Raw genomic sequence first — 21,597 nt, forward strand, 5'->3', positions numbered from 1 at the left:
CAATTGCCTTGCCAGCTCCGCTTTTTAACGGTTTTTGCCGTTAATCACTATTTTGCTGTTACAACCTGCATACCGTATGGCGCATTTTCCAGTGCCAGATTCAGCACCTCTTCAATGCGTTTCACCGGATGAATCTCCAGATCGGCAATCACGTTCTGTGGAATCTCTTCCAGGTCGCGCTTGTTGTCATCAGGGATCAGCACGGTTTTAATGCCACCACGGTGCGCTGCCAGCAGTTTCTCTTTCAGCCCGCCAATTGGCAACACCTGACCACGCAGGGTGATCTCACCGGTCATCGCCACATCCGCCCGCACCGGGTTACCGGTCAGACAGGAGACCAGCGCAGTACACATGGCGATACCGGCACTTGGACCATCTTTCGGCGTAGCGCCTTCAGGTACGTGAACGTGAATATCACGTTTTTCGTAGAAATCACCATTGATGCCCAGCTTCTCGGCACGGGCACGCACCACGGTCAGCGCAGCCTGAATCGACTCCTGCATCACTTCACCCAGAGAACCAGTGTAAGTCAGCTTGCCTTTACCTGGTACGCAGGCGGTTTCGATGGTCAGCAGATCGCCACCCACTTCCGTCCAGGCCAGACCCGTTACCTGACCCACACGGTTTTCGCTGTCCGCACGACCGTAGTCGAAGCGCTGAACGCCCAGGAAATCCTTGAGGTTTTCGCCATTGATGTTGATGTGCTTTTTCGTCTTGTCCATCAGCAGTGATTTTACCGCTTTACGGCACAGTTTCGACAGCTCACGCTCAAGGCTACGCACACCAGCTTCACGGGTGTAGTAACGGATAATGCCCACAATCGCGCTGTCTTCAACCGTAATTTCATTGGCTTTCAGGGCATTGCGCTCAATCTGCTTGGTCAGCAGATGCTGCTTAGCGATGTTCAGTTTTTCATCTTCGGTATAACCCGACAGACGAATCACTTCCATACGGTCCAGCAGCGGTGCCGGGATGTTCATTGAGTTCGATGTAGCAACGAACATCACATCAGAAAGGTCATAGTCGACTTCCAGATAGTGGTCGTTGAACGCAATGTTCTGCTCAGGATCAAGCACTTCCAGCAGCGCTGAAGCCGGATCGCCGCGCATGTCAGAGGACATTTTGTCGATTTCATCCAGCAGGAACAGTGGGTTTTTAACCCCGACTTTCGCCATTTTCTGGATTAATTTACCCGGCATAGAGCCGATGTAAGTACGACGGTGACCGCGGATTTCAGCTTCATCACGCACGCCACCCAGCGCCATACGCACATATTTGCGTCCGGTCGCTTTGGCGATCGACTGACCGAGAGAGGTTTTACCTACCCCTGGCGGTCCGACCAGGCACAGAATCGGCCCTTTGATTTTGCTGACGCGACTCTGAACCGCAAGATACTCAAGAATACGATCCTTCACGCGCTCCAGCCCGTAATGGTCGGTATCCAGCGTCTCCTGCGCTTTACGCAGATCTTTCTTCACTTTGCTGCGCGCGTTCCACGGAACCTGCACCATCCAGTCGATATAGCCGCGAACCACGGTCGCTTCAGCGGACATCGGGGACATCATCTTCAGCTTCTGCAGCTCAGCTTCCGCTTTCTCGCGCGCTTCTTCCGGCATTTTTGCCGCGTCGATTTTGCGTTTTAACGCTTCGTACTCGTCGGGCGCGTCGTCCATCTCGCCCAGCTCTTTCTGAATCGCCTTCATCTGCTCATTCAGATAGTACTCGCGCTGGCTCTTCTCCATCTGCTTCTTAACACGGTTGCGAATGCGCTTCTCAACCTGCAGCAGATCGATTTCAGATTCCATCATCGCCATCAGATATTCCAGACGTTCGTTGACGTCGGACATCTCCAGCACAGACTGTTTGTCTGCCAGCTTCAGTGGCATATGTGCTGCGACGGTGTCGGCAAGGCGGGCCGCATCGTCAATGTTGTTCAGCGAGGTTAAAACCTCGGGTGGGATCTTCTTGTTGAGTTTGATGTAGCCTTCAAACTGATTGATCGCCGTGCGCACCAGCACTTCCTGCTCGCGCTCTTCAATCTCTGGCGAAACCAGATATTCAGCTTGTGCCACAAAATGGTCACCGTTATCGGCCAGCGTCGTAATGTGGGCGCGCTGTAAACCTTCGACCAGGACTTTGACGGTGCCATCCGGCAGTTTCAGCATTTGTAATACTGATGCAACGGTCCCTACTGAGAAGAGATCGTTAATGCCAGGTTCATCCGTTGAAGCCTCTTTCTGTGCGACCAGCATGATTTTTTTATCATGATCCATTGCGGCTTCAAGGCACCGAATTGATTTTTCCCGGCCAACAAACAACGGAATTACCATGTGCGGATAAACCACCACGTCGCGCAGCGGCAACACGGGGATTTCAATGCGTTCAGAACGCTCAGGATTCATAGAGCTCTCTCTTTGTTTAATGTCCGCCAGGTGATGGGAACCGCATCAGGCAGGTATGCAGTTAAACCCACAGGTATCTGAGTATATGGGGATGATTGTCCGACATTCAACGTCACAGAGGCGAGAAAAGCAAAAGGGGAAACATTTTCCCCTTTTTTATTACAACAAGATGGACGATCTGTTTAATTATTCGCCAGATGCCTGGGCTTCATGCTTACCGTAGATCAACATGGGCTCAGACTGACCTTCAATAACTGATTCATCAATCACTACTTTTTCCACGTCGTCCATGGAAGGCAGGTCATACATCGTTTCCAGTAACGCGCCTTCTACAATTGAACGCAGACCACGTGCACCGGTTTTACGTGACATCGCTTTCTTAGCAATGGCGGTTAACGCCTCGTCACGGAACTCCAGCTCAACGCCTTCCAGGTTAAACAGCGCCTGGTACTGTTTGGTCAGGGCGTTCTTAGGCTCACGCAGAATCTGAATCAGCGCTTCTTCGCTCAGCTCGCTCAGGGTCGCAACAACAGGCAGACGACCGATGAACTCAGGGATCAGACCAAATTTGATCAAATCTTCTGGTTCACACTGCGCAAGCAGTTCGCCTTCGCTGGCTTTCTGCGATTTCCCTTTCACGGTCGCGCCGAAGCCGATACCGGATCCGGTTTCAACACGCTGGGCAATCACTTTGTCCAGGCCGGCAAATGCGCCGCCGCAGATAAACAGAATTTTAGAGGTATCAACCTGCAAAAATTCCTGCTGCGGATGCTTACGTCCACCCTGCGGGGGAACGGCAGCCACGGTGCCTTCAATCAGTTTAAGCAGTGCCTGCTGTACGCCTTCGCCTGACACGTCACGGGTAATCGACGGGTTATCAGACTTACGTGAGATTTTGTCGATTTCATCGATGTAAACGATGCCGCGCTGTGCTTTCTGTACGTCGTAGTCGCATTTCTGCAGCAGTTTCTGGATGATGTTTTCAACATCTTCACCCACGTAACCGGCTTCAGTCAGCGTGGTGGCATCAGCCATGGTAAACGGCACATCCAGCAGGCGTGCCAGCGTTTCTGCCAGCAGCGTTTTACCACTACCGGTCGGGCCAATCAGCAGAATGTTGCTTTTGCCCAGCTCGATACCATTGCTGGTATCGCCGTTGCGCAGACGCTTGTAGTGGTTGTAAACCGCAACCGCCAGCACTTTCTTCGCTCTTTCCTGACCGATGACATAATCATCGAGGTGATGGCGAATTTCATGTGGGGTTGGCAACGCACTACGTTCACGATGCGGGGCAACTTCCTTAATCTCTTCGCGAATGATGTCGTTGCACAGGTCAACACACTCATCGCAGATATACACTGACGGCCCGGCAATCAGCTTTCGCACTTCATGCTGGCTTTTGCCGCAAAAAGAGCAGTACAGCAACTTTCCTGAACCGTCTTTGCGCTTATCTGTCATCAGTTAACCTCTTCTTGTTCTCAGGCCATACCCGCGTACGGCTCAGGCCGTGCGGAGACGGCCGAAATTCATTCAACCCATAATAGTACCGTTGTCCTGTTAACTATAGACCAGGGACAACGGTAAGTCGGGTCTTATTGGCGATGCGTCAGAATTGAATCGACTAATCCATACTCTACCGCTTCATTTGCAGAGAGGAAACGGTCACGCTCGGTGTCACGCTCAATTTCTTCCAGCGTTTTACCGGTGTGCTCAGCCATCAGCTCATTCATACGCTGCTTAACTTTAAGGATTTCGCGCGCATGGATCTCGATGTCTGACGCCTGACCCTGATAACCGCCCAGCGGTTGGTGGATCATCACACGTGAGTTTGGCAGACAGAAACGTTTGCCTTTGGTCCCCGCCGTCAGCAGGAAAGCACCCATAGAACAGGCCTGACCCATACAGATAGTGCTGACATCCGGTTTGATAAATTTCATGGTGTCGTAGATCGACATACCGGCCGTGATGACACCGCCTGGCGAGTTAATGTAGAGATAGATATCTTTTTCCGGGTTTTCAGCTTCCAGAAACAGCATCTGCGCCACAATCAGATTAGCCATGTGGTCTTCGACCTGGCCAGTCAGAAAAATGACGCGCTCTTTAAGCAGACGGGAGTAGATGTCGTAAGAACGCTCACCACGCGAAGTTTGTTCAACCACCATTGGCACCAGCGCATTGTGCGGTGCTGTATATTCACGATCGCCACTGTATGACATTACCGTCTCCTGGATAAATTTCATTGGCAACATTCTGTACCGATTCTACGTAAGACGCGCGGGAAACTCCACGCCGCGCCTTTTTCCGACACCTTCAGGACGGTTAATCAGCCAGCCTCACTCTTATTTCTGCATACTCCCTGTATCTGGGGATGCTGCACGCATGTTTCAAGCATAACAATCTTTTCCCTGTTCGCTAACCCGGAAAAAGCGATGCGTGAATAATTCGCCTGTTTATTAAACAAATAGCGGCGAAGAGTGGCTATCCGGACGCAAAACACAAAAAAGCCCGCGACTTTTCAGTCACGGGCTTAGCACAGACGGTTAAATGCGTGATCAGGCCTGAGCGGTCTGATTCATCAGATCCTGGAAGTTGGTCTCTTTCTCGGTCACTTTAGCTTTCGCCAGGACCGCTTCAACCGCTTGCTCTTCCAGCGCAACGTTGCGCATATTGTTCATCAGCTCGTTATTCTTGCTGTAGAACTCGATCACTTCCTGCGGATCTTCATACGCAGAAGCCATCTCTTCAATCATGGTGCTTACGCGTGCTTCGTCAGCTTTCAGCTCGTGGGTACGAATCACTTCGCCCAGCAGCAGACCGACAACCACACGGCGTTTAGCCTGCTCTTCGAACAGTTCGCGTGGCAGTTCCAGCGCCTGCTGTTCGTTGCCACCGAAACGCTGTGCAGCCTGACGACGCAGAACGTCGATTTCGCTGTCAACCAGCGCAGCTGGCACGTCGATTTCGTTCGCTTCAACCAGACCGTCGATTGCCTGAGTTTTGATGCGATTACGGATAGCGCCTTTCAGCTCGCGATCCATGTTCTTACGTACTTCAGTACGCAGACCGGCAACTGAACCATCTTCAACGCCGAAACGTTTGATGAACTCTTCAGTCAGCTCTGGCAGTTCGCGCGTTTCAACTTTCTTCAGCACGATCTCGAACTTCGCATCTTTCCCTTTCAGGTTTTCTGCGTGGTAGTCGTCCGGGAATTTCACGTCGATAGTGAAAGTTTCGCCCGCTTTGTGACCCACAACGCCTTCTTCAAAGCCTGGGATCATGCGGCCCTGGCCCATGGCCAGAACGAAATCAGAGGCTTTGCCGCCTTCGAACTCTTCACCATTCACAGAACCGTTGAAATCGATAGTGGCACGATCTTCCGGACCTGCTGCAGCGTCGCTTTCGATCCAGTTGGCCTGCTGCTTGCGCAGGGTGTCCAGCATGGTATCAACGTCAGCATCAGTTACTTCAACGACAGGTTTTTCGACTTCGATGTTTTCCAGGCCTTTCAGCTCAACTTCCGGATAGACTTCGAATTCAACCGCGTAGGTGAAATCCTGACCTTCTTTGTATTCGCCTGGCACGTAGTTCGGTGCGCCAGCCGGATTAATTTTTTCTTTGATGATGGCGTCAACAAAGTTGCGCGTCATCAGCTCGCCCAGCACGTCCTGACGGACAGAAGCGCCGTAACGCTGTGCCACGATGTTCATCGGCACTTTGCCTTTACGGAAACCATCGATGCGAACTTTCCTGGCAACGTCAACCAGTTCTTTTTTTACAGCGCTTTCGATGCTGTCAGCAGCGACAGTAATCGTAATGCGACGGCCCAGGCCCTGAGTGGTTTCTACAGAAACTTGCATCTTGTTACCTCAAAAAATCACGTGCTCGGTCAACTTCAGACACCACACATAGTGAAATGCGCCGTATCCAACAACCGGGACGGCTTCCGTGAAGAGAACCTGATCCCTGTTACCAGAAGCGTCCCGAAGACATTCCGGAAAAATAGACGCAGCATTATAGCGGCATCGCTGGAATGAGTCGAGGATGCTAACTCACCACTTTTCAGCAGGTTTGCTGCTTTTTTGAGCCAGGGATCGCGTTTTTCGCTAAATAACAGAAAAAACGGCCCGCAGGCCGTTTCAGAGAAGGGAGATCAGGCGAGTGTTCCGGCACCACGACAGTTAGGCGAAGCCAGTACGGTATCCTGCAACCCTTCCCACTCTTTCAGGGTGTAAGTATGCAGGGCTAAGGCGTGTACGCTGCCCGCTAACTCAGCGGCCAGTTCGCCATAAATCAGGCGATGACGCGCCAGAAAGCGCTGGCCTGCAAAGCAGTCGCTCACGATGACCACTTTGAAGTGACTTTCCGATCCGGCAGGAACATTGTGCCGGTAACTTTCGTCGTGCACTTCCAGATGAGCTGGCTGAAACGCCACACGCAGCTTTTCTTCTATTTGTTCGCGGATCATGGCTATTACTCCTCAATGGCGAGCGCAGTGCCCCATCTCATTCAATCTTAGTCGCTTTTAGTGCGCTTACCCGCAAGCGCACGCTAAATATTGCATTTTATGTCAGGCCGCTTCCGGCACGCATAATAACGCAGCTGAAACGAACAGCAAACCGACCTGTCAGAGAAGAGGCTTAAAACGGTTTCAGACACAATTTCCCCGGCAACAGGGCTTTTTTCACTGCCGGGCAATGCTATGATGACCGCAGTTTTTGCAAACCAACCCCCTGACACCAACGAGAAAAAGTATGTTGAAAAAACTGTTATTCCCACTGTTGGCTGCGTTCATTTTAGCCGGCTGTGCAACCAGCAATAATACCCTGACTATCCAGCCTAAAATTCAGTTACCGCAGCAGGACCCAGGCCTGATGGGCGTGACTGTCAGCATCAACGGTGCCGACCAGCGTAAAGATCAGGCGCTGGCAAAAGTAAACCGTGATGGTCAGTTAGTGACCTTAACGTCATCGCGTGACCTACGCTTCCTGCTGCAGGAAGTGCTGGAGAAGCAGATGACAGCACGCGGCTATATGATTGGTCCTAATGGCGCGGTCGATCTGCAGATTGTAGTGAACAACCTCTATGCCGACGTCACTCAGGGCAATGTGCGCTACAGCATCACCACCAAAGCGGACATCTCTATTATCGCAACAGCGAAAAACGGCAACAAACAGGTTAAAAACTACCGCCAGACTTACAGCGTAGAAGGCGCGTTCAACGCCAATAACCAGAAGATTACCAACGCGGTGAACGCCACTATGAGCGATGTGATCGCGGATATGGCTCAGGACACCAGCGTCAACGACTTCATCAAGCAGAACGCCCGTTAATTCAGTCTCTCCTCTGCCCTGCCTTGCGCAGGGCTTTTTGTTATCTGCAGGATCCGCATGAACCACTATCTTCGCCTCTTCAGCCAGAAAAACGCCGCCGTATTGCTGCTTCTTGGTTTTGCTTCCGGACTGCCGCTGGCCCTGACATCGGGCACGTTGCAGGCGTGGATGACGGTGGAAAATGTCGACCTGAAAACCATCGGCTTCTTTTCGCTGGTCGGCCAGGCCTATGTCTTTAAGTTTCTCTGGTCACCGATGATGGACCGCTATACGCCGCCGTTTCTGGGCCGGCGTCGCGGCTGGTTACTGGTCAGTCAGCTGGCGCTGGTTGGCGGGATAATCGCGATGGGATTTCTGCAACCGGGACGCGATCTTACCCTGATGGCCGCGCTGGCCGTGCTGATTGCCTTCTGCTCCGCCTCACAGGACATCGTTTTTGACGCATGGAAAACGGACATCCTGCCGCCTGAAGAGCGTGGCAGCGGCGCGGCGATTACCGTGCTGGGTTATCGACTGGCGATGCTGATTTCCGGCGGGCTGGCGTTGTGGCTGGCTGACCGCTATCTCGGCTGGCAGGCAACCTACTGGCTGATGGCGCTGATGATGGTGCCGGGCATTATCGCCACGCTGGTGGCGAGCGAGCCAGATACCCGTATCTCCACACCCCATTCACTGCGTCAGGCGGTGGTCGATCCGCTAAAAGATTTCTTTCAGCGTAACAACGCCTGGCTGCTTATTACCCTGATTATTCTTTACAAGCTGGGCGATGCGTTTGCCGCCTCGCTGACTACCACTTTTTTGATTCGCGGCGTGGGCTTCAACGCCGGTGACGTCGGTCTGGTCAACAAGACGCTGGGTCTGCTGGCGACCATTATCGGCGCGCTCTATGGCGGCGTACTGATGCAGCGTCTGAGCCTGTTTCGGGCGCTAATGATTTTCGGTCTGCTGCAGGCTGTCTCGAACTTTGGTTACTGGCTGCTGGCGGTGACCGACAAACAGTTGTGGAGCATGGCCAGCGCGGTCTTTGTTGAAAATCTCTGTGGCGGCATGGGCACCGCGGCCTTTGTGGCGCTGTTAATGACGCTGTGCAATAAGTCGTTCTCCGCTACCCAGTTCGCCCTGTTGTCGGCGCTCTCAGCGGTTGGTCGGGTCTATGTGGGCCCGGCGGCGGGCTGGCTGGTGGAACTCTGGGGCTGGCCGACCTTTTATGCATTCACGGTGATGGCGGGTCTGCCGGGCCTGGTACTGCTGGCTTTTTGCCGACAAACATTGAATCAGGTCGAGCAAAGTGGCAATTTTCTGACACGTAGCTACTATCCTCATGGCTATCGCTGGACTAATCGTCTGTTTGCAGCCGGATGTGGCGTGCTGGCGCTCTGGCTGGTGGCTCTGGCACTGAATGCGTTGGGCGTGACGGCGCTGACACCGCTGCTTACCCGCCTGTTTGAGCTGGGTATGACACTCTCCCTGCTGGCGGTGCTTTCGGGAGTGTTGCTGGACTATCGGGCGCTGAAGAGAACCCCTGCGTTGCCTGCATCAGATGCTTAAGTGAAATCGATAGGTTTACGGGCTGCGGCTTATTTTATGACACCCCGATAAGTCGCCGCCATTTATCATCGCGTGTTATTTTTTAAAAATAACAATATGACCTGAGGAGGCGTAGCGGAAATACTAAAAACCGGTGAGCAATTACTTTAGTTAAATTTCATCGCGCAAATGATGCAGACTTGTTAAATATTTGGGAGTTAAAAGTAAGGGTTATTCCTTTCCCTGATTTTTTTACGGTTACTTCCATTGGTTTTTGTTATATTGATGCCAACTGCTTGTCTGCGTTAATTATTTGTCACCTGGCGCAACATCTGTGACACCCTTAGCAAAAGGTGTCAACACGTATCTGACACATCCTTAAGCTGGTTTACACTGCATAAACCTTCCCGTAAAATGCGCGCACACTTAAACGACAATAGAGCCCTTTGTCATTGAGGTCGTTAAATGAGACTCAGTAAATACAATAAAAGTTTGGGGATTTTGTCATTAATTGCAGGCACTTTATTAATGAGTGGCTGCGATAGTGCATTGTTAAATCCCAAAGGACAGATTGCACTGGAGCAACGTTCGCTGATACTGACTGCCTTTGGCCTGATGTTGATCGTCGTCATCCCCGCAGTCCTGATGGCCGTGGTGTTTGCCTGGAAATATCGGGCGTCCAACACGAATGCGAAGTACAGCCCTAACTGGTCACACTCTAACAAAGTGGAAGCCGTGGTCTGGACCATTCCGATCCTGATCATTCTCTTCCTCAGCGTGCTGACCTGGAAATCAACCCACGCACTGGAGCCCAGCAAACCGCTGCAATCTGATGTGAAACCGGTTGAGATCGATGTGGTTGCACTGGACTGGAAATGGTTGTTCATTTACCCGGAACAGGGTATTGCGACCGTGAACCAGATTGCCTTCCCGGCAAATACTCCGGTGAACTTCAAAATCACGTCTAACTCCGTCATGAACTCTTTCTTCATCCCAACGCTCGGCAGCCAGATTTATGCGATGGCTGGTATGCAGACCAAGCTGCATCTGATTGCAAATGAGCCGGGAATTTTCGACGGTATCTCTGCGAACTTCAGTGGTCGTGGTTTCTCTGGCATGAAGTTTAAAGCCATTGCAACCAAAGACGATGCGGAATTCCAGCAGTGGGTGGCTAAAGTTAAAGCAGCCCCTAACACGCTGAACACTATGGATGATTTCGAGAAAGTGGCTGTGCCAAGCGAAAATCACCCGGTGGAATATTTCTCTTCAGCTGATCCGAAACTGTTCATGCAAGTCATCGACAAGTTCAAGATGAGCCACGGGAAAATGGACATGCCAAAACATGAAGGTATGGACATGAGTCACGCCGCTTCCGCGGGAGCCGAGGAATAATACGATGTTCGGAAAATTAACACTTGATGCAGTGCCGTATCATGAGCCGATTATCATGGTTACGGTTGCCGCTATCCTGATAGGTGGTGCAGCGCTGGTTGCTGCGCTCACCTATTTTGGTAAGTGGAAATATCTGTGGTCTGAATGGCTGACGTCAGTCGACCACAAACGCCTGGGTATCATGTACATCATCATGGCGTTCGTCATGCTGATTCGTGGTTTCGCTGATGCCATTATGATGCGTACCCAGCAGGTTATGGCTTCGGCCGGTGAAGCGGGCATTCTGCCACCGCACCACTACGACCAGATCTTTACCGCGCATGGCGTGATTATGATCTTCTTCGTGGCGATGCCGTTCGTGGTTGGCCTGATGAACATCGCGGTTCCGTTGCAGATTGGTGCACGTGACGTTGCGTTCCCGTTCCTGAACAACCTGAGCTTCTGGTTTACTGCGGTCGGTGTGATCCTGGTTAACCTGTCTCTGGGTGTGGGCGAGTTCGCACAGACCGGCTGGCTGGCTTATCCGCCGCTCTCCGGCGCGGAGTACAGTCCCGGGGTCGGGGTCGATTACTGGATCTGGAGCCTTCAGCTTTCAGGTATTGGTACGACCTTAACCGGTATTAACTTCTTCGTGACCATCCTGAAGATGCGTGCACCGGGCATGAGCCTGTTCAAAATGCCGGTATTTACCTGGACCGCGCTGTGCACCAACGTCCTGATCATCGCTGCGTTCCCGGTTCTGACCGTGACCCTGGCGCTGTTGACCCTTGATCGTTATCTCGGCTTCCATTTCTTCACCAATGAAATGGGCGGGAACATGATGATGTACGTCAACCTGATCTGGGTCTGGGGCCATCCGGAAGTGTATATCCTGGTACTGCCGGTGTTTGGTGTGTTCGCAGAAATTACCGCGACCTTCTCCAAAAAACGTCTGTTTGGTTATACCTCACTGGTGTGGGCGACCATCGCCATTACCGTGCTGTCGTTTATCGTCTGGTTGCACCACTTCTTCACCATGGGTGCAGGTGCCAACGTTAACGCCTTCTTCGGTATCATGACGATGATCATCGCGATTCCGACCGGGGTTAAAATCTTTAACTGGCTGTTCACCATGTATCAGGGCCGCATTCAGATGCACTCTGCCATGCTGTGGACCGTTGGCTTCCTGGTAACCTTCTCTGTAGGGGGTATGACCGGCGTACTGCTGGCCGTTCCGGGTGCTGACTTTATTCTGCACAACAGCCTGTTCCTGATTGCACACTTCCATAACGTTATCATCGGTGGTGTGGTGTTCGGTTGTATGGCGGGCGTGACCTACTGGTTCCCGAAAGCATTTGGCTTCACCCTGAACGAAACCTGGGGTAAGCGCGCATTCTGGTTCTGGATCATTGGCTTCTTCGTTGCCTTTATGCCGCTGTACGCACTGGGCTTCATGGGTATGACACGTCGTCTGAGCCAGGATATCGATCCACAGTTCCACACCTTACTGGTGGTAGCTGCGGGCGGTGCCGGTCTGATTGCGCTGGGTATTCTGTGTCAGCTGACCATGTTCTACGTCTCGGTACGTGACCGCGATCAGAACCGTGATGTGACGGGTGACCCATGGGGCGGTCGTACGCTGGAGTGGGCAACCTCTTCACCACCACCGTTCTATAACTTTGCTGTCATCCCGCATGTGCATGAGCGTGACGCTTTCTGGGAAATGAAAGAGAAAGGCGAAGCGTACAAACAGCCGGAATCTTATGAAGAGATTCATATGCCGAAAAACAGCGGTGCCGCAATTATCATCTGCGCATTTGCAACGGTAATGGGTTTCGCGCTGATCTGGCATATCTGGTGGCTGGCGGGTGTTTCATTCCTCGGCATGATCGTTTCCTGGATCGTGAAGAGCTTCGACGAAGACGTGGATTACTACGTTCCGGTTGCCGAAGTTCAGAAGATTGAGAACCAGCACTTTGACGAAATCAGCAAAGCAGGTCTGAAATAATGTCAACTGAAACTCTGATTAAACATCACCACGACGCCCATGCGGAGCATGGGCATCACGATGCAGGAGCCAATAAAGTCTTTGGCTTCTGGATCTACCTGATGAGTGACTGCATTATCTTCGCAACCCTGTTTGCGACCTATGCTGTCATGGTCAACAACACTGCCGGTGGCCCGGCAGGTAAAGATATCTTTGAGCTGCCGTTTGTTCTGGTAGAAACCGCCCTGCTGCTGTTGAGTTCGATCACTTACGGCATGGCTGTTATCTCCATGAACAAGGAGCAAAAAGGTGCCGTTATCGGCTGGCTGGCGCTGACCTTCCTGTTCGGTCTGGGCTTCATCGGAATGGAAATCTATGAATTCCATCACCTGATTGCTGAAGGCTTTGGTCCGGATCGCAGTGGCTTCCTGTCTGGCTTCTTTACGCTGGTCGGTACCCACGGTCTGCACGTGACCTCAGGTCTGATCTGGATGCTGGTTCTGATGTTCCAGATTTCCAAACGTGGCCTGAACGCGACTAACCGCACTCGTATCATGTGTCTGAGCCTGTTCTGGCACTTCCTGGACGTGGTCTGGATTTGCGTCTTCACCGTTGTTTACCTGATGGGAGCCATGTAATGAGTCATTCTGTTAACGAACATGGCGCTTCACACGGTAGCGTGAAGTCCTACATGATCGGCTTCATCCTCTCTATCATCCTGACGGCGATCCCGTTCTGGATGGTAATGGATGGCAGTGCATCTCACGGTACTATCCTTGGTGTTGTTCTGGTATGTGCAGTGATTCAGGTGCTGGTTCACCTGGTCTACTTCCTGCACTTAGACAGCAAATCTGAGGGTGGCTGGAACATGGTAGCCATTGTCTTCTCGGCCATCATCATCCTGATTGTCGTAGTAGGCTCACTGTGGATCATGTGGAACCTCAACTACAACATGATGCCTCACTAAAGAGTCACGCGTAATGTTTAAGCAATACCTGCAAGTTACAAAACCAGGAATTATTTTCGGGAATTTAATTTCTGTGATCGGCGGATTTCTGTTGGCTTCCAAAGGCAACACGGATTACGCCCTGTTTCTCATCACCCTGGTGGGCGTGTCACTGGTGGTTGCATCGGGTTGTGTGTTTAACAACGTGATCGACCGTGACATTGACATCAAGATGGAGAGAACCAGGAATCGGGTGCTGGTAAAAGGCCTCATCTCCGCGAAAGTAAGCCTGGTTTATGCCACTGTGCTGGGTATTGCTGGCTTTGCGTTGCTCTACTTCGGTGCTAATCCGCTGGCCATGTGGCTGGCGGTGATGGGCTTCGTGGTGTACGTGGGCATCTACAGTCTCTACATGAAGCGTAATTCCGTTTACGGTACGCTGATTGGCAGTCTGTCGGGTGCTGCGCCGCCGGTTATCGGCTACTGCGCAGTCTCTAACCAGTTTGATGCTGGCGCATTAATCCTGCTGGCGATCTTTAGCCTGTGGCAGATGCCGCATTCGTACGCGATTGCCATCTTCCGCTTTAAAGATTACCAGGCAGCGAACATCCCGGTTCTGCCGGTGGTGAAAGGCATTTCCGTGGCTAAAAATCATATTACGCTCTATATCCTGGCGTTTATGATTGCCACGCTGATGCTGACGCTGGGAGGCTACGCGGGCTACAAATATCTGGTGGTGGCTGCTGCGGTCAGCGTCTGGTGGCTGGGCATGGCGTTATCGGGTTATAAAACCGCTGATGACCGTGTCTGGGCGCGTAAACTGTTTGTCTTCTCTATCGTGACCATCACCGCACTGAGCGTGATGATGTCGGTGGATTCGATGGCTCCGGCCTCGAAGGACCTGCTGACTTACGTCTGGTAACCGGCACCGATACAGCATGAAAAGGGCGCGATTTTCGCGCCCTTTCTTTTTGTTACCACTGCTTAAAAACTATTGTTTTACCCGCCCTGCCCCGCCCCCTAGAATAAATGCAGCACATTAACAGAGGTTGGAATGAACGATAATAAAATGACTCCGGTGGAGCTGCGCGCCACATGGGGCCTCGGTACGGTCTTTTCCCTGCGCATGCTGGGAATGTTTATGGTCCTGCCGGTACTGACCACTTATGGCATGGCATTACAGGGCGCGAGTGAAACCTTAATTGGCCTGGCAATCGGCATTTATGGCCTTGCCCAGGCGATATTTCAGATTCCTTTTGGTCTGCTCTCCGATCGCATCGGGCGTAAGCCGCTGATCGTTGGCGGACTGTTGCTGTTTGTCCTGGGCAGTATTATTGCTGCCTGCACCGACTCCATCTGGGGCATTATTCTGGGCCGTGCACTTCAGGGCTCAGGCGCGATTGCCGCTGCCGTGATGGCGCTGTTATCCGATTTAACCCGTGAGCAGAACCGCACCAAAGCGATGGCGTTTATCGGCATCAGTTTTGGCGTTACCTTCGCGATCGCCATGGTGGTCGGCCCGATTGTTACTCACGCACTGGGCCTGCATGCGCTGTTCTGGATGATTGCGATTCTGGCGTCGCTGGGTATCGTGATCACTCTGCTGGTGGTGCCATCGGCCTCCCATCATGTTCTGAACCGTGAATCAGGCATGGTTAAAGGCAGCTTCCGCAAAGTGCTGGCTAACCCACGTCTGGTGAAGCTCAATATCGGTATTTTCTGCCTGCACGTCCTGCTGATGTCGAGTTTTGTCGCGTTACCGGGGCAGTTTGAACAGGCAGGCTTCCCGGCTCCCGAACACTGGAAAGTCTATCTCTCCACCATGCTGATCGCTTTTGCCGGCGTAGTACCCTTCATCATTTATGCCGAAGTGAAGCGCCGCATGAAGCGTGTCTTTGTCGGCTGTGTCGGGATGATTGTCATTGCTGAGATCGTATTGTGGGGCGCGGAAGGACATTTCTGGACGCTGGTAGTGGGTGTTCAGCTCTTCTTCTTCGCCTTTAACCTGATGGAAGCGATTCTGCCTTCGCTGATCAGTAAAGAGTCGCCTGCAGGCTACAAAGGCACGGCGATGGGGATCTACTCCACCAGCCAGTTCCTGGGCGTGGCCGTTGGCGGCAGCATGGGTGGCTGGGTATTTGGTCATTTCGATGCGCAGACCGTATTCCTGGTTGGCGCGATGGTGGCCGCAGCCTGGCTGTTTGTCAGCATGACAATGCAGGAACCGCCTTATGTCAGCAGCCTGCGCATCGTGCTGAGTGATGCCGCACTGGCCGTGCCGAATCTGGAGCAGCGCCTGAAAGCGCAGCCGGGCGTTAACTCTGTGTTTATCGTGCCCGAAGAGAAAAGCGCCTACATCAAAATTGATAGCAAGGTTACCAGCCGCCCTGAGCTGGAAGCTCTGCTGGGTAGTTGTTAGCTTAAAAAGTTTAGTGATAACGTCAGCTCGTTTCGCTTCAGGATCGAGCAGGCTCAGGGAACACGGTCAGATCGGAAAGTCGCAAAAGCCGCCATCCATGGCATGCTCGGCCCGCGCCGTCCCTGGCGCGGGACGCTTTCCTCCTCTGACCGTGTTCCCTGCGCCCCTGAGCTATTGAGTTGCTGCTAAGTTCCCCCAGGATTTGAATCTGTTAATAGACTCAAATCCAACTCAATCCTGGTTTCAGACAGCTTATAAACTCAAAGCAAGGGGGCCAGCATAGGCTCAACCGCGCCAAACCCGGCACAAGCCTTCTTACAGACAACTCATAAATCCAAGGCGATGGGAGCCTGTGCCTGTAGCAAAGCATCGCGGGCCAGGGATGGCCCGCGCTGAGCCGCCATGGATGGCGCTTTTGCGTCTTTGCGAAAGGCACAGGCTCCCTGAGCAAGCGCGCGATCGCACAGACGCCCTACAGCTCCCAACTCTCTCCAGAATTTCGACTTGTTTAAAGCGACAGAAGCCCACCCAAACTCAACAACAAAAAACCCGGCCTTAGCCGGGTTTTTATCACTGCATTCATGCTGAAATTCAGCCGGCCCCCGCTTAATCGCGGAAGTTTTTAAACTGGAATGGCTGCCCCAGATTGCTGCCGCGCACGATTGCCATCGCACCCTGCAAATCATCACGCGCTTTGCCGGTTACACGCAATGCTTCACCCTGAATCTGGGTCTGCACTTTCAGCTTGCTGTCTTTGATCAGCTTCACCAGCTTCTTCGCCACGTCGCTTTCAATGCCTTTTTTCAGTTTGGCATCGACCGCCCAGCTTTTGCCGCTGTGCTCAATCTCTTCCGGCACCTCTAAAGCACCGCCTTCAATCCCGCGCTTCAGTAACTTCTCACGCAAAATATCCACCAGCTGCTTAACCTGAAAATCGGACTCGCTGGTGATTTTGATGGTTTCATTCTTTTCGTTGAGCTCAAACTCGGCGCTCACGTTGCGGAAATCGAAGCGGGTAGACACTTCACGGTTGGCATTTTCCACCGCATTGCGAATTTCCTGCAGATCGACTTCTGAAACGATATCGAAAGATGGCATCTCTTCTTCTCCTGACGCTAAAGTGACATGCATAATACGCGTCTTAAGGTGCTAAATAAAATCAGGCTGCACACAACGCTATAATGACAGTGTGACAGTAAATAATAGATGGATAGCCCGCCAGCGGGAGGCAGCATGAAAATTACCGTGTTAGGTTGCGGTGCTCTGGGTCAGATCTGGATGACAACCCTTGCCCGCCAGGGACATGAGGTGCAGGGATGGTTGCGGGTGCCGCAGCCCTACTGTTCAGCCAATGTGATTGATCCACAGGGTAACATTTCGAACCGCACGTTTATCGCCAACGATCCGCTGTTTCTGGCAGAAAGCCAGCTGCTGCTGGTTACGCTCAAAGCCCCGCAGGTCTCGCCCGCGGTGAAAAACCTGGAAAGCGTGCTGCCAGAAAACTGCCCGGTACTGCTGCTGCACAACGGCATGGGGACGCTGGAAGAGCTGAAAGGGCTGACTCAGCCGCTGCTGCGAGGCGTCACCACCCATGCGGCGATGCGCGACGGCACCGTTATCAAACACATAGCCAGTGGCATCACCCACATCGGCCCTGGTAACCGCAAAAGCGCCGCTTACAGCGATCTCGCCGACATCCTGCATCATGCCCTGCCTGATGTCGCCTGGCATGACAACATCCGGGCGGCCTGCTGGCGCAAGCTGGCAGTGAACTGCATCATCAATCCGCTAAGCGTGGAGTATGAGTGCCAGAACGGTGCCCTGCGCGCTTATCCGGAGCAGATCGCGCAACTGTGCGAAGAGATCAGCTGGGTCATGGAGCGCGAAGGTCAGAACGTTGCCAGCGAAAGCCTGCAGGACATCATCTTTGACGTGATTGAAAGCACCGCGGCCAACACCTCTTCGATGCTGCAGGACATACGCGCCCAGCGTCTCACCGAAATCGACTATATCAGCGGTTTTCTGCTGCGCCGCGCCCGGACGCACGGCCTGGTGCTGACGGAGAACACCCGTCTGTATGACATTGTAAAACGCAAGGAGTCCCATTATGACCGCGAACGCATCAGTGCTGGTTTGCCTGGCACATGGCAGTGAAGAAACCGAAGCTGTCACCACCATCGACCTGCTGGTACGCGCCGGGCTGAACGTTGTCACCGCCAGCGTCGAAAGCGACGGCAACCGGGAGATCGTCTGCTCACGCGGTGTTCGTCTGCTGGCTGACGTGACGCTGGTTGAAGTCGCCGACAATGATTTCGCCGCCATCGTCCTGCCCGGCGGCCTGAAAGGCGCCGAAACCTTCCGTGACAGTCCGCTGTTAGTCGAAACGGTACGCCAGTTTCACCTCAATGAAAGGATCGTCGCCGCTATCTGCGCCGCGGCAGGCACGGTACTCATCCCCCACGATCTCTTTCCGGTCGGTAACATGACTGGCTTTCCCGGCTTAAAAGAGACCATTCCGTCAGACAAGTGGATGGAGCGGCGTGTGGTCTGGGATCCGCGCGTCAATCTGCTGACCAGCCAGGGGCCTGGCACGGCAATGGATTTTGCGCTGAAGCTGATCGATTTGCTGGTGGGAAAAGAGATGGCGCGCGAGGTGGCCGCACAGCTGGTGCTGGCTCCCGGCATTTATGACTATCAGGCGTAAACACGCTGAGTTGAACAATCTGTTTTAAGACAATGCAGCCAGTCAGACCTGAACAGGCGCTGACTGGCTCTGAGGCGTCACTACGGGCGGTAGACTTTCACGTTTTTAAAGCCCTGCTCATGCAGATAGAGTGCCTGCAGACGGCTCATCACACCACGATCGCAGTAGAGCAACCAGGTCCGGTTCTGATCGAGATCGCCAAACTGCGTACTGAGTTTGTAGAACGGCAGCGACTTCACTTCCGTGGCTTTCAGTGCCAGAGGCTTCTCTTCCTGCTCATCAATAGAGCGGATATCCAGCACCACGTCGTTCTCGCTCAGCAGGGCGACGGTCTCAACTTCAACCACCTCCTCTTCTGTCTGCTCAGCGATGGTACGGATATCGACGTTGGTCGCCTCTTCAATGACCCGATCCAGAATCGTGAAGTCGAAATTCTGCTCTTCAGCCTCGATCTTCTCTTTCATCGCTTTCACGGTCGGGCTTTTTGAGATGACACCGCAATATTCCGGCATGGTGCTGGCGAAATCTTCGGTGCCGATCTCACGGGCAATCCTGATGATGTGCTCTTTGTCATGAGAGATCAGCGGACGCAGAATCAGCGTATCAGAAGCGTTATCAATCAGGCGCAGGTTGGTCAGCGTCTGGCTCGACACCTGACCTACCGCTTCACCGGTAACCAGCGCCTGCACGCCGTAGCGCTCAGCAATCGTCGAGGCGGCACGCACCATCATGCGCTTCAGCACCACACCCATCTGACCGTCATCCACTTTTTCGAGGATCTCACCCACTACCGGCTCAAAATTGATCGCCACGAACCGCACGCGGTGTGAACGACCAAAACGATTCCACAGATAGTGCGCAACCTGACGGACGCCAATCTCATGGGCGGCACCGCCAAGATTAAAGAAGCAGTAATGTACGCGACTGCCGCGACGCAGCAGCATATAGCTGGAGACGCCGGAGTCAAAGCCACCGGAAATCAGTGACAGCACATCTTCCTGCGTGCCGATCGGGAACCCGCCCAGACCTTCGTAGCGCGCAGTCACCAGCGTCAGACGATTCTCTTCAACTTCAAGATTCACCGTCACGTCCGGGTTTTTAAGCTGTACGCGGGCGCTTTCAATATGCTGATTCAGACCACCGCCAACATAGCGCTCCACATCCTGTGAACTGAAGCTATGCTTACCACGACGCTTAACACGCACGCAGAAGCTCTTCCCTTCAAGGCTGTCGCGATACTGCACTAAAGTCTGTTCAAAGATGTGATGAATATCGGTGTACTCACGATCTTCAACCGCTAAAACGTGATGAATCCCCGGAATGCGCGTCAGCTCATCGGGAATAATGTCCCGCAGCACCGGATTTTTCGAACGCACTTCAATGTGATCCCAGTGACGCACAACGGCGATTTCGTCGCTAACGGTTTTCAGGACGTTGCGGATATTGCTGGCAAGAATCTTGATAAAGCGCAAACGCACCGACGGACTCTTGATGGTGATTTCAGGAAATAACTTGATGATAAACTTCATGGCGGCGACACAGCTTCGTTGGGCAAATAAGTGCTAAAACAGGCAGCACTTAGCTGGTAAAATCACAAAATTGCGGGCTGCAAGGCGCAACCGCATCCGAGGCGCGGGAGTATATCACCTTTGTCAGGTGACTGCTTCTTCATCAGCCGCCGCATTGATTATTTTGCTAATCATAGGGTCTCAGCTACCATGACCGATTGCGAGATAATGTCCCAACCGTGAGTCGACACGAAATATGCCGAAAAAAGCCGAACAGCCAGCCAGCTTTGAAACGTCATTGCAGCAGCTGGAGCAGATTGTCAGCCGTCTGGAAAGTGGTGAACTGCCGCTGGAAGAAGCCCTGAACGAATTTGAGCGCGGCGTGCAGCTGGCGCGGACTGGCCAGCAGACGCTGCAGCAGGCTGAACAGCGGGTCCGTATTCTGCTGAACGATGATAAAGATGCCGACCTCACTGCTTTCACGCCGGAAAACAGCTAATGGATTTCGCCCGATTACTCGACGCGTATCAGCAGCAGGTTAACGCCGCGCTGACGCGTTTTATAGAGCCACTTCCTTTTCAGAGTTCTCCTCTGGTGAATGCCATGCATTATGGGGCATTATTAGGCGGTAAACGCCTGCGTCCTTTTCTGGTCTACGCTACCGGCGAAATGCTCCACGCCGACCCGGCGAGTCTGGATGTCCCCGCCGCCGCGGTTGAATGCATTCATGCGTACTCTCTGATTCATGACGATCTCCCCGCAATGGACGATGATGCACTGCGTCGCGGGCAGCCAACCTGTCACATTAAATATGGCGAAGATACCGCGATTCTGGCGGGCGACGCCCTGCAGACGCTGGCCTTTTCAATTCTGGCCGACCAGGCGATGCCCGGTGTCAGCGCTGAATATCGTCTGATGATGCTCTCTGAACTGGCGAAAGCCAGCGGCGTGGCCGGCATGTGTGGCGGACAGGCGCTTGATTTAGCGGCGGAAGGTAAATCTGTGGATCTGGACCAGCTGGAGCAGATCCATCGTCATAAAACCGGCGCGCTGATCCGTTCAGCGGTACGGTTAGGCGCCTTAACGGCGGGCGATGCTGGCCGGGAAGCCCTGCCGCTGCTCGACCGCTATGCAGAGGCCATTGGTCTCGCGTTTCAGGTGCAGGACGACATTCTGGATGTGATCGGTGACACAGCGGTGACAGGAAAACGCCAGGGTGCCGATCAGCACCTGGGAAAAAGCACCTATCCTTCACTGTTAGGCCTTGAAAATGCCCAAGCTAAAGCGCGGGATTTGTATCAGGAAGCTCTTGATACGTTAGAAATGCTCGCTGCGCACTCTTATAACACTACAGCACTGCAGGCGCTGGCGAGCTTCATAATTGAACGCGACAAATAACTTCC

Annotated in this window: 19 protein-coding genes; 12 read left to right on the forward strand and 7 right to left on the reverse strand. The window is 53.1% G+C overall.

Annotated elements, in window-relative coordinates:
* Positions 1-47 precede the first annotated feature (47 nt).
* The 5 genes from lon to bolA all read right to left on the reverse strand — a co-directional run bounded on the left by lon (position 48) and on the right by bolA (position 6,867).
* Entirely contained in the window at positions 48-2,402 is a 2,355-nt protein-coding gene (gene lon / locus AFL22_RS21295) for an endopeptidase La (RefSeq protein ID WP_010671206.1), read from the reverse strand.
* A gap of 186 nt (positions 2,403-2,588) precedes the next feature.
* Positions 2,589-3,860 (reverse strand): ATP-dependent protease ATP-binding subunit ClpX, encoded by a 1,272-nt coding sequence (gene clpX, locus AFL22_RS21300; RefSeq protein ID WP_010671205.1) that lies wholly within the window; start codon positions 3,858-3,860, stop codon positions 2,589-2,591.
* A gap of 134 nt (positions 3,861-3,994) precedes the next feature.
* Positions 3,995-4,618 carry an ATP-dependent Clp endopeptidase proteolytic subunit ClpP gene (clpP, locus tag AFL22_RS21305; RefSeq protein ID WP_010255410.1) on the reverse strand — a complete coding sequence of 208 codons (624 nt, stop codon included), beginning with the start codon at positions 4,616-4,618 and terminating at the stop codon, positions 3,995-3,997.
* Positions 4,619-4,954: 336 nt separating this feature from the next.
* On the reverse strand, positions 4,955-6,259 hold the full coding sequence (gene tig / locus AFL22_RS21310; protein ID WP_052272135.1) for a trigger factor: 1,305 nt from the start codon (positions 6,257-6,259) through the stop codon (positions 4,955-4,957).
* Positions 6,260-6,552: 293 nt separating this feature from the next.
* Positions 6,553-6,867: a transcriptional regulator BolA gene (gene bolA, locus AFL22_RS21315; RefSeq protein WP_008924895.1), complete on the reverse strand. Its 315-nt coding sequence runs from the start codon at positions 6,865-6,867 to the stop codon at positions 6,553-6,555.
* 286 nt (positions 6,868-7,153) lie between these two features.
* Between bolA and AFL22_RS21320 the strand changes: the two genes are divergently transcribed.
* From AFL22_RS21320 to AFL22_RS21355, 8 genes are all read left to right on the forward strand, one after another.
* The gene (locus AFL22_RS21320; RefSeq protein ID WP_010255406.1) at positions 7,154-7,732 is read left to right on the forward strand and encodes a lipoprotein; all 579 of its coding nucleotides are present in this window, start codon (positions 7,154-7,156) and stop codon (positions 7,730-7,732) included.
* Between the two features lie 57 nt (positions 7,733-7,789).
* A complete protein-coding gene (ampG, locus tag AFL22_RS21325; RefSeq protein ID WP_010255404.1) occupies positions 7,790-9,280 on the forward strand; it encodes a muropeptide MFS transporter AmpG in 1,491 nt (496 codons plus the stop codon).
* Between the two features lie 444 nt (positions 9,281-9,724).
* The gene (cyoA, locus tag AFL22_RS21330; RefSeq protein WP_010255402.1) at positions 9,725-10,651 is read left to right on the forward strand and encodes a cytochrome o ubiquinol oxidase subunit II; all 927 of its coding nucleotides are present in this window, start codon (positions 9,725-9,727) and stop codon (positions 10,649-10,651) included.
* A gap of 4 nt (positions 10,652-10,655) precedes the next feature.
* A complete protein-coding gene (gene cyoB / locus AFL22_RS21335) occupies positions 10,656-12,638 on the forward strand; it encodes a cytochrome o ubiquinol oxidase subunit I (RefSeq protein WP_010255400.1) in 1,983 nt (660 codons plus the stop codon).
* Positions 12,638-13,255: a cytochrome o ubiquinol oxidase subunit III gene (locus AFL22_RS21340; RefSeq protein WP_009091720.1), complete on the forward strand. Its 618-nt coding sequence runs from the start codon at positions 12,638-12,640 to the stop codon at positions 13,253-13,255. Before cyoB ends, AFL22_RS21340 begins: the two co-directional genes overlap by 1 nt.
* Positions 13,255-13,584, forward strand: coding sequence for a cytochrome o ubiquinol oxidase subunit IV (locus AFL22_RS21345; RefSeq protein WP_008924889.1), 330 nt, complete (start codon positions 13,255-13,257; stop codon positions 13,582-13,584). The genes AFL22_RS21340 and AFL22_RS21345 overlap by 1 nt, the downstream gene beginning before the upstream one ends.
* Before the next feature lie 13 nt (positions 13,585-13,597).
* The gene (gene cyoE / locus AFL22_RS21350) at positions 13,598-14,485 is read left to right on the forward strand and encodes a heme o synthase (RefSeq protein WP_010255394.1); all 888 of its coding nucleotides are present in this window, start codon (positions 13,598-13,600) and stop codon (positions 14,483-14,485) included.
* Between the two features lie 132 nt (positions 14,486-14,617).
* Positions 14,618-15,982 carry an MFS transporter gene (locus tag AFL22_RS21355; RefSeq protein WP_010255391.1) on the forward strand — a complete coding sequence of 455 codons (1,365 nt, stop codon included), beginning with the start codon at positions 14,618-14,620 and terminating at the stop codon, positions 15,980-15,982.
* Positions 15,983-16,588: 606 nt separating this feature from the next.
* Here the strand turns inward: AFL22_RS21355 and AFL22_RS21360 are convergent.
* Positions 16,589-17,080 carry a YajQ family cyclic di-GMP-binding protein gene (locus AFL22_RS21360; RefSeq protein WP_003852530.1) on the reverse strand — a complete coding sequence of 164 codons (492 nt, stop codon included), beginning with the start codon at positions 17,078-17,080 and terminating at the stop codon, positions 16,589-16,591.
* 135 nt (positions 17,081-17,215) lie between these two features.
* Here AFL22_RS21360 and panE point away from each other — a divergent pair, with 135 nt between their 5' ends.
* Positions 17,216-18,136, forward strand: coding sequence for a 2-dehydropantoate 2-reductase (panE, locus tag AFL22_RS21365; RefSeq protein ID WP_033756769.1), 921 nt, complete (start codon positions 17,216-17,218; stop codon positions 18,134-18,136).
* Positions 18,090-18,686 (forward strand): protein deglycase YajL, encoded by a 597-nt coding sequence (yajL, locus tag AFL22_RS21370; protein WP_010671202.1) that lies wholly within the window; start codon positions 18,090-18,092, stop codon positions 18,684-18,686. The genes panE and yajL overlap by 47 nt, the downstream gene beginning before the upstream one ends.
* Positions 18,687-18,766: 80 nt before the next feature.
* Here the strand turns inward: yajL and thiI are convergent, their stop codons facing one another.
* Positions 18,767-20,215, reverse strand: coding sequence for a tRNA uracil 4-sulfurtransferase ThiI (thiI, locus tag AFL22_RS21375; RefSeq protein WP_052272136.1), 1,449 nt, complete (start codon positions 20,213-20,215; stop codon positions 18,767-18,769).
* 235 nt (positions 20,216-20,450) lie between these two features.
* Here thiI and xseB point away from each other — a divergent pair, with 235 nt between their 5' ends.
* The gene (gene xseB / locus AFL22_RS21380; protein ID WP_010255382.1) at positions 20,451-20,693 is read left to right on the forward strand and encodes an exodeoxyribonuclease VII small subunit; all 243 of its coding nucleotides are present in this window, start codon (positions 20,451-20,453) and stop codon (positions 20,691-20,693) included.
* Positions 20,693-21,592 (forward strand): (2E,6E)-farnesyl diphosphate synthase, encoded by a 900-nt coding sequence (ispA, locus tag AFL22_RS21385; protein WP_052272137.1) that lies wholly within the window; start codon positions 20,693-20,695, stop codon positions 21,590-21,592. Before xseB ends, ispA begins: the two co-directional genes overlap by 1 nt.
* The last annotated feature ends 5 nt before the right edge of the window (positions 21,593-21,597 follow it).

This window comes from Pantoea sp. CFSAN033090 (assembly GCF_001264395.1).
Taxonomy (GTDB): domain Bacteria; phylum Pseudomonadota; class Gammaproteobacteria; order Enterobacterales; family Enterobacteriaceae; genus Pantoea; species Pantoea agglomerans.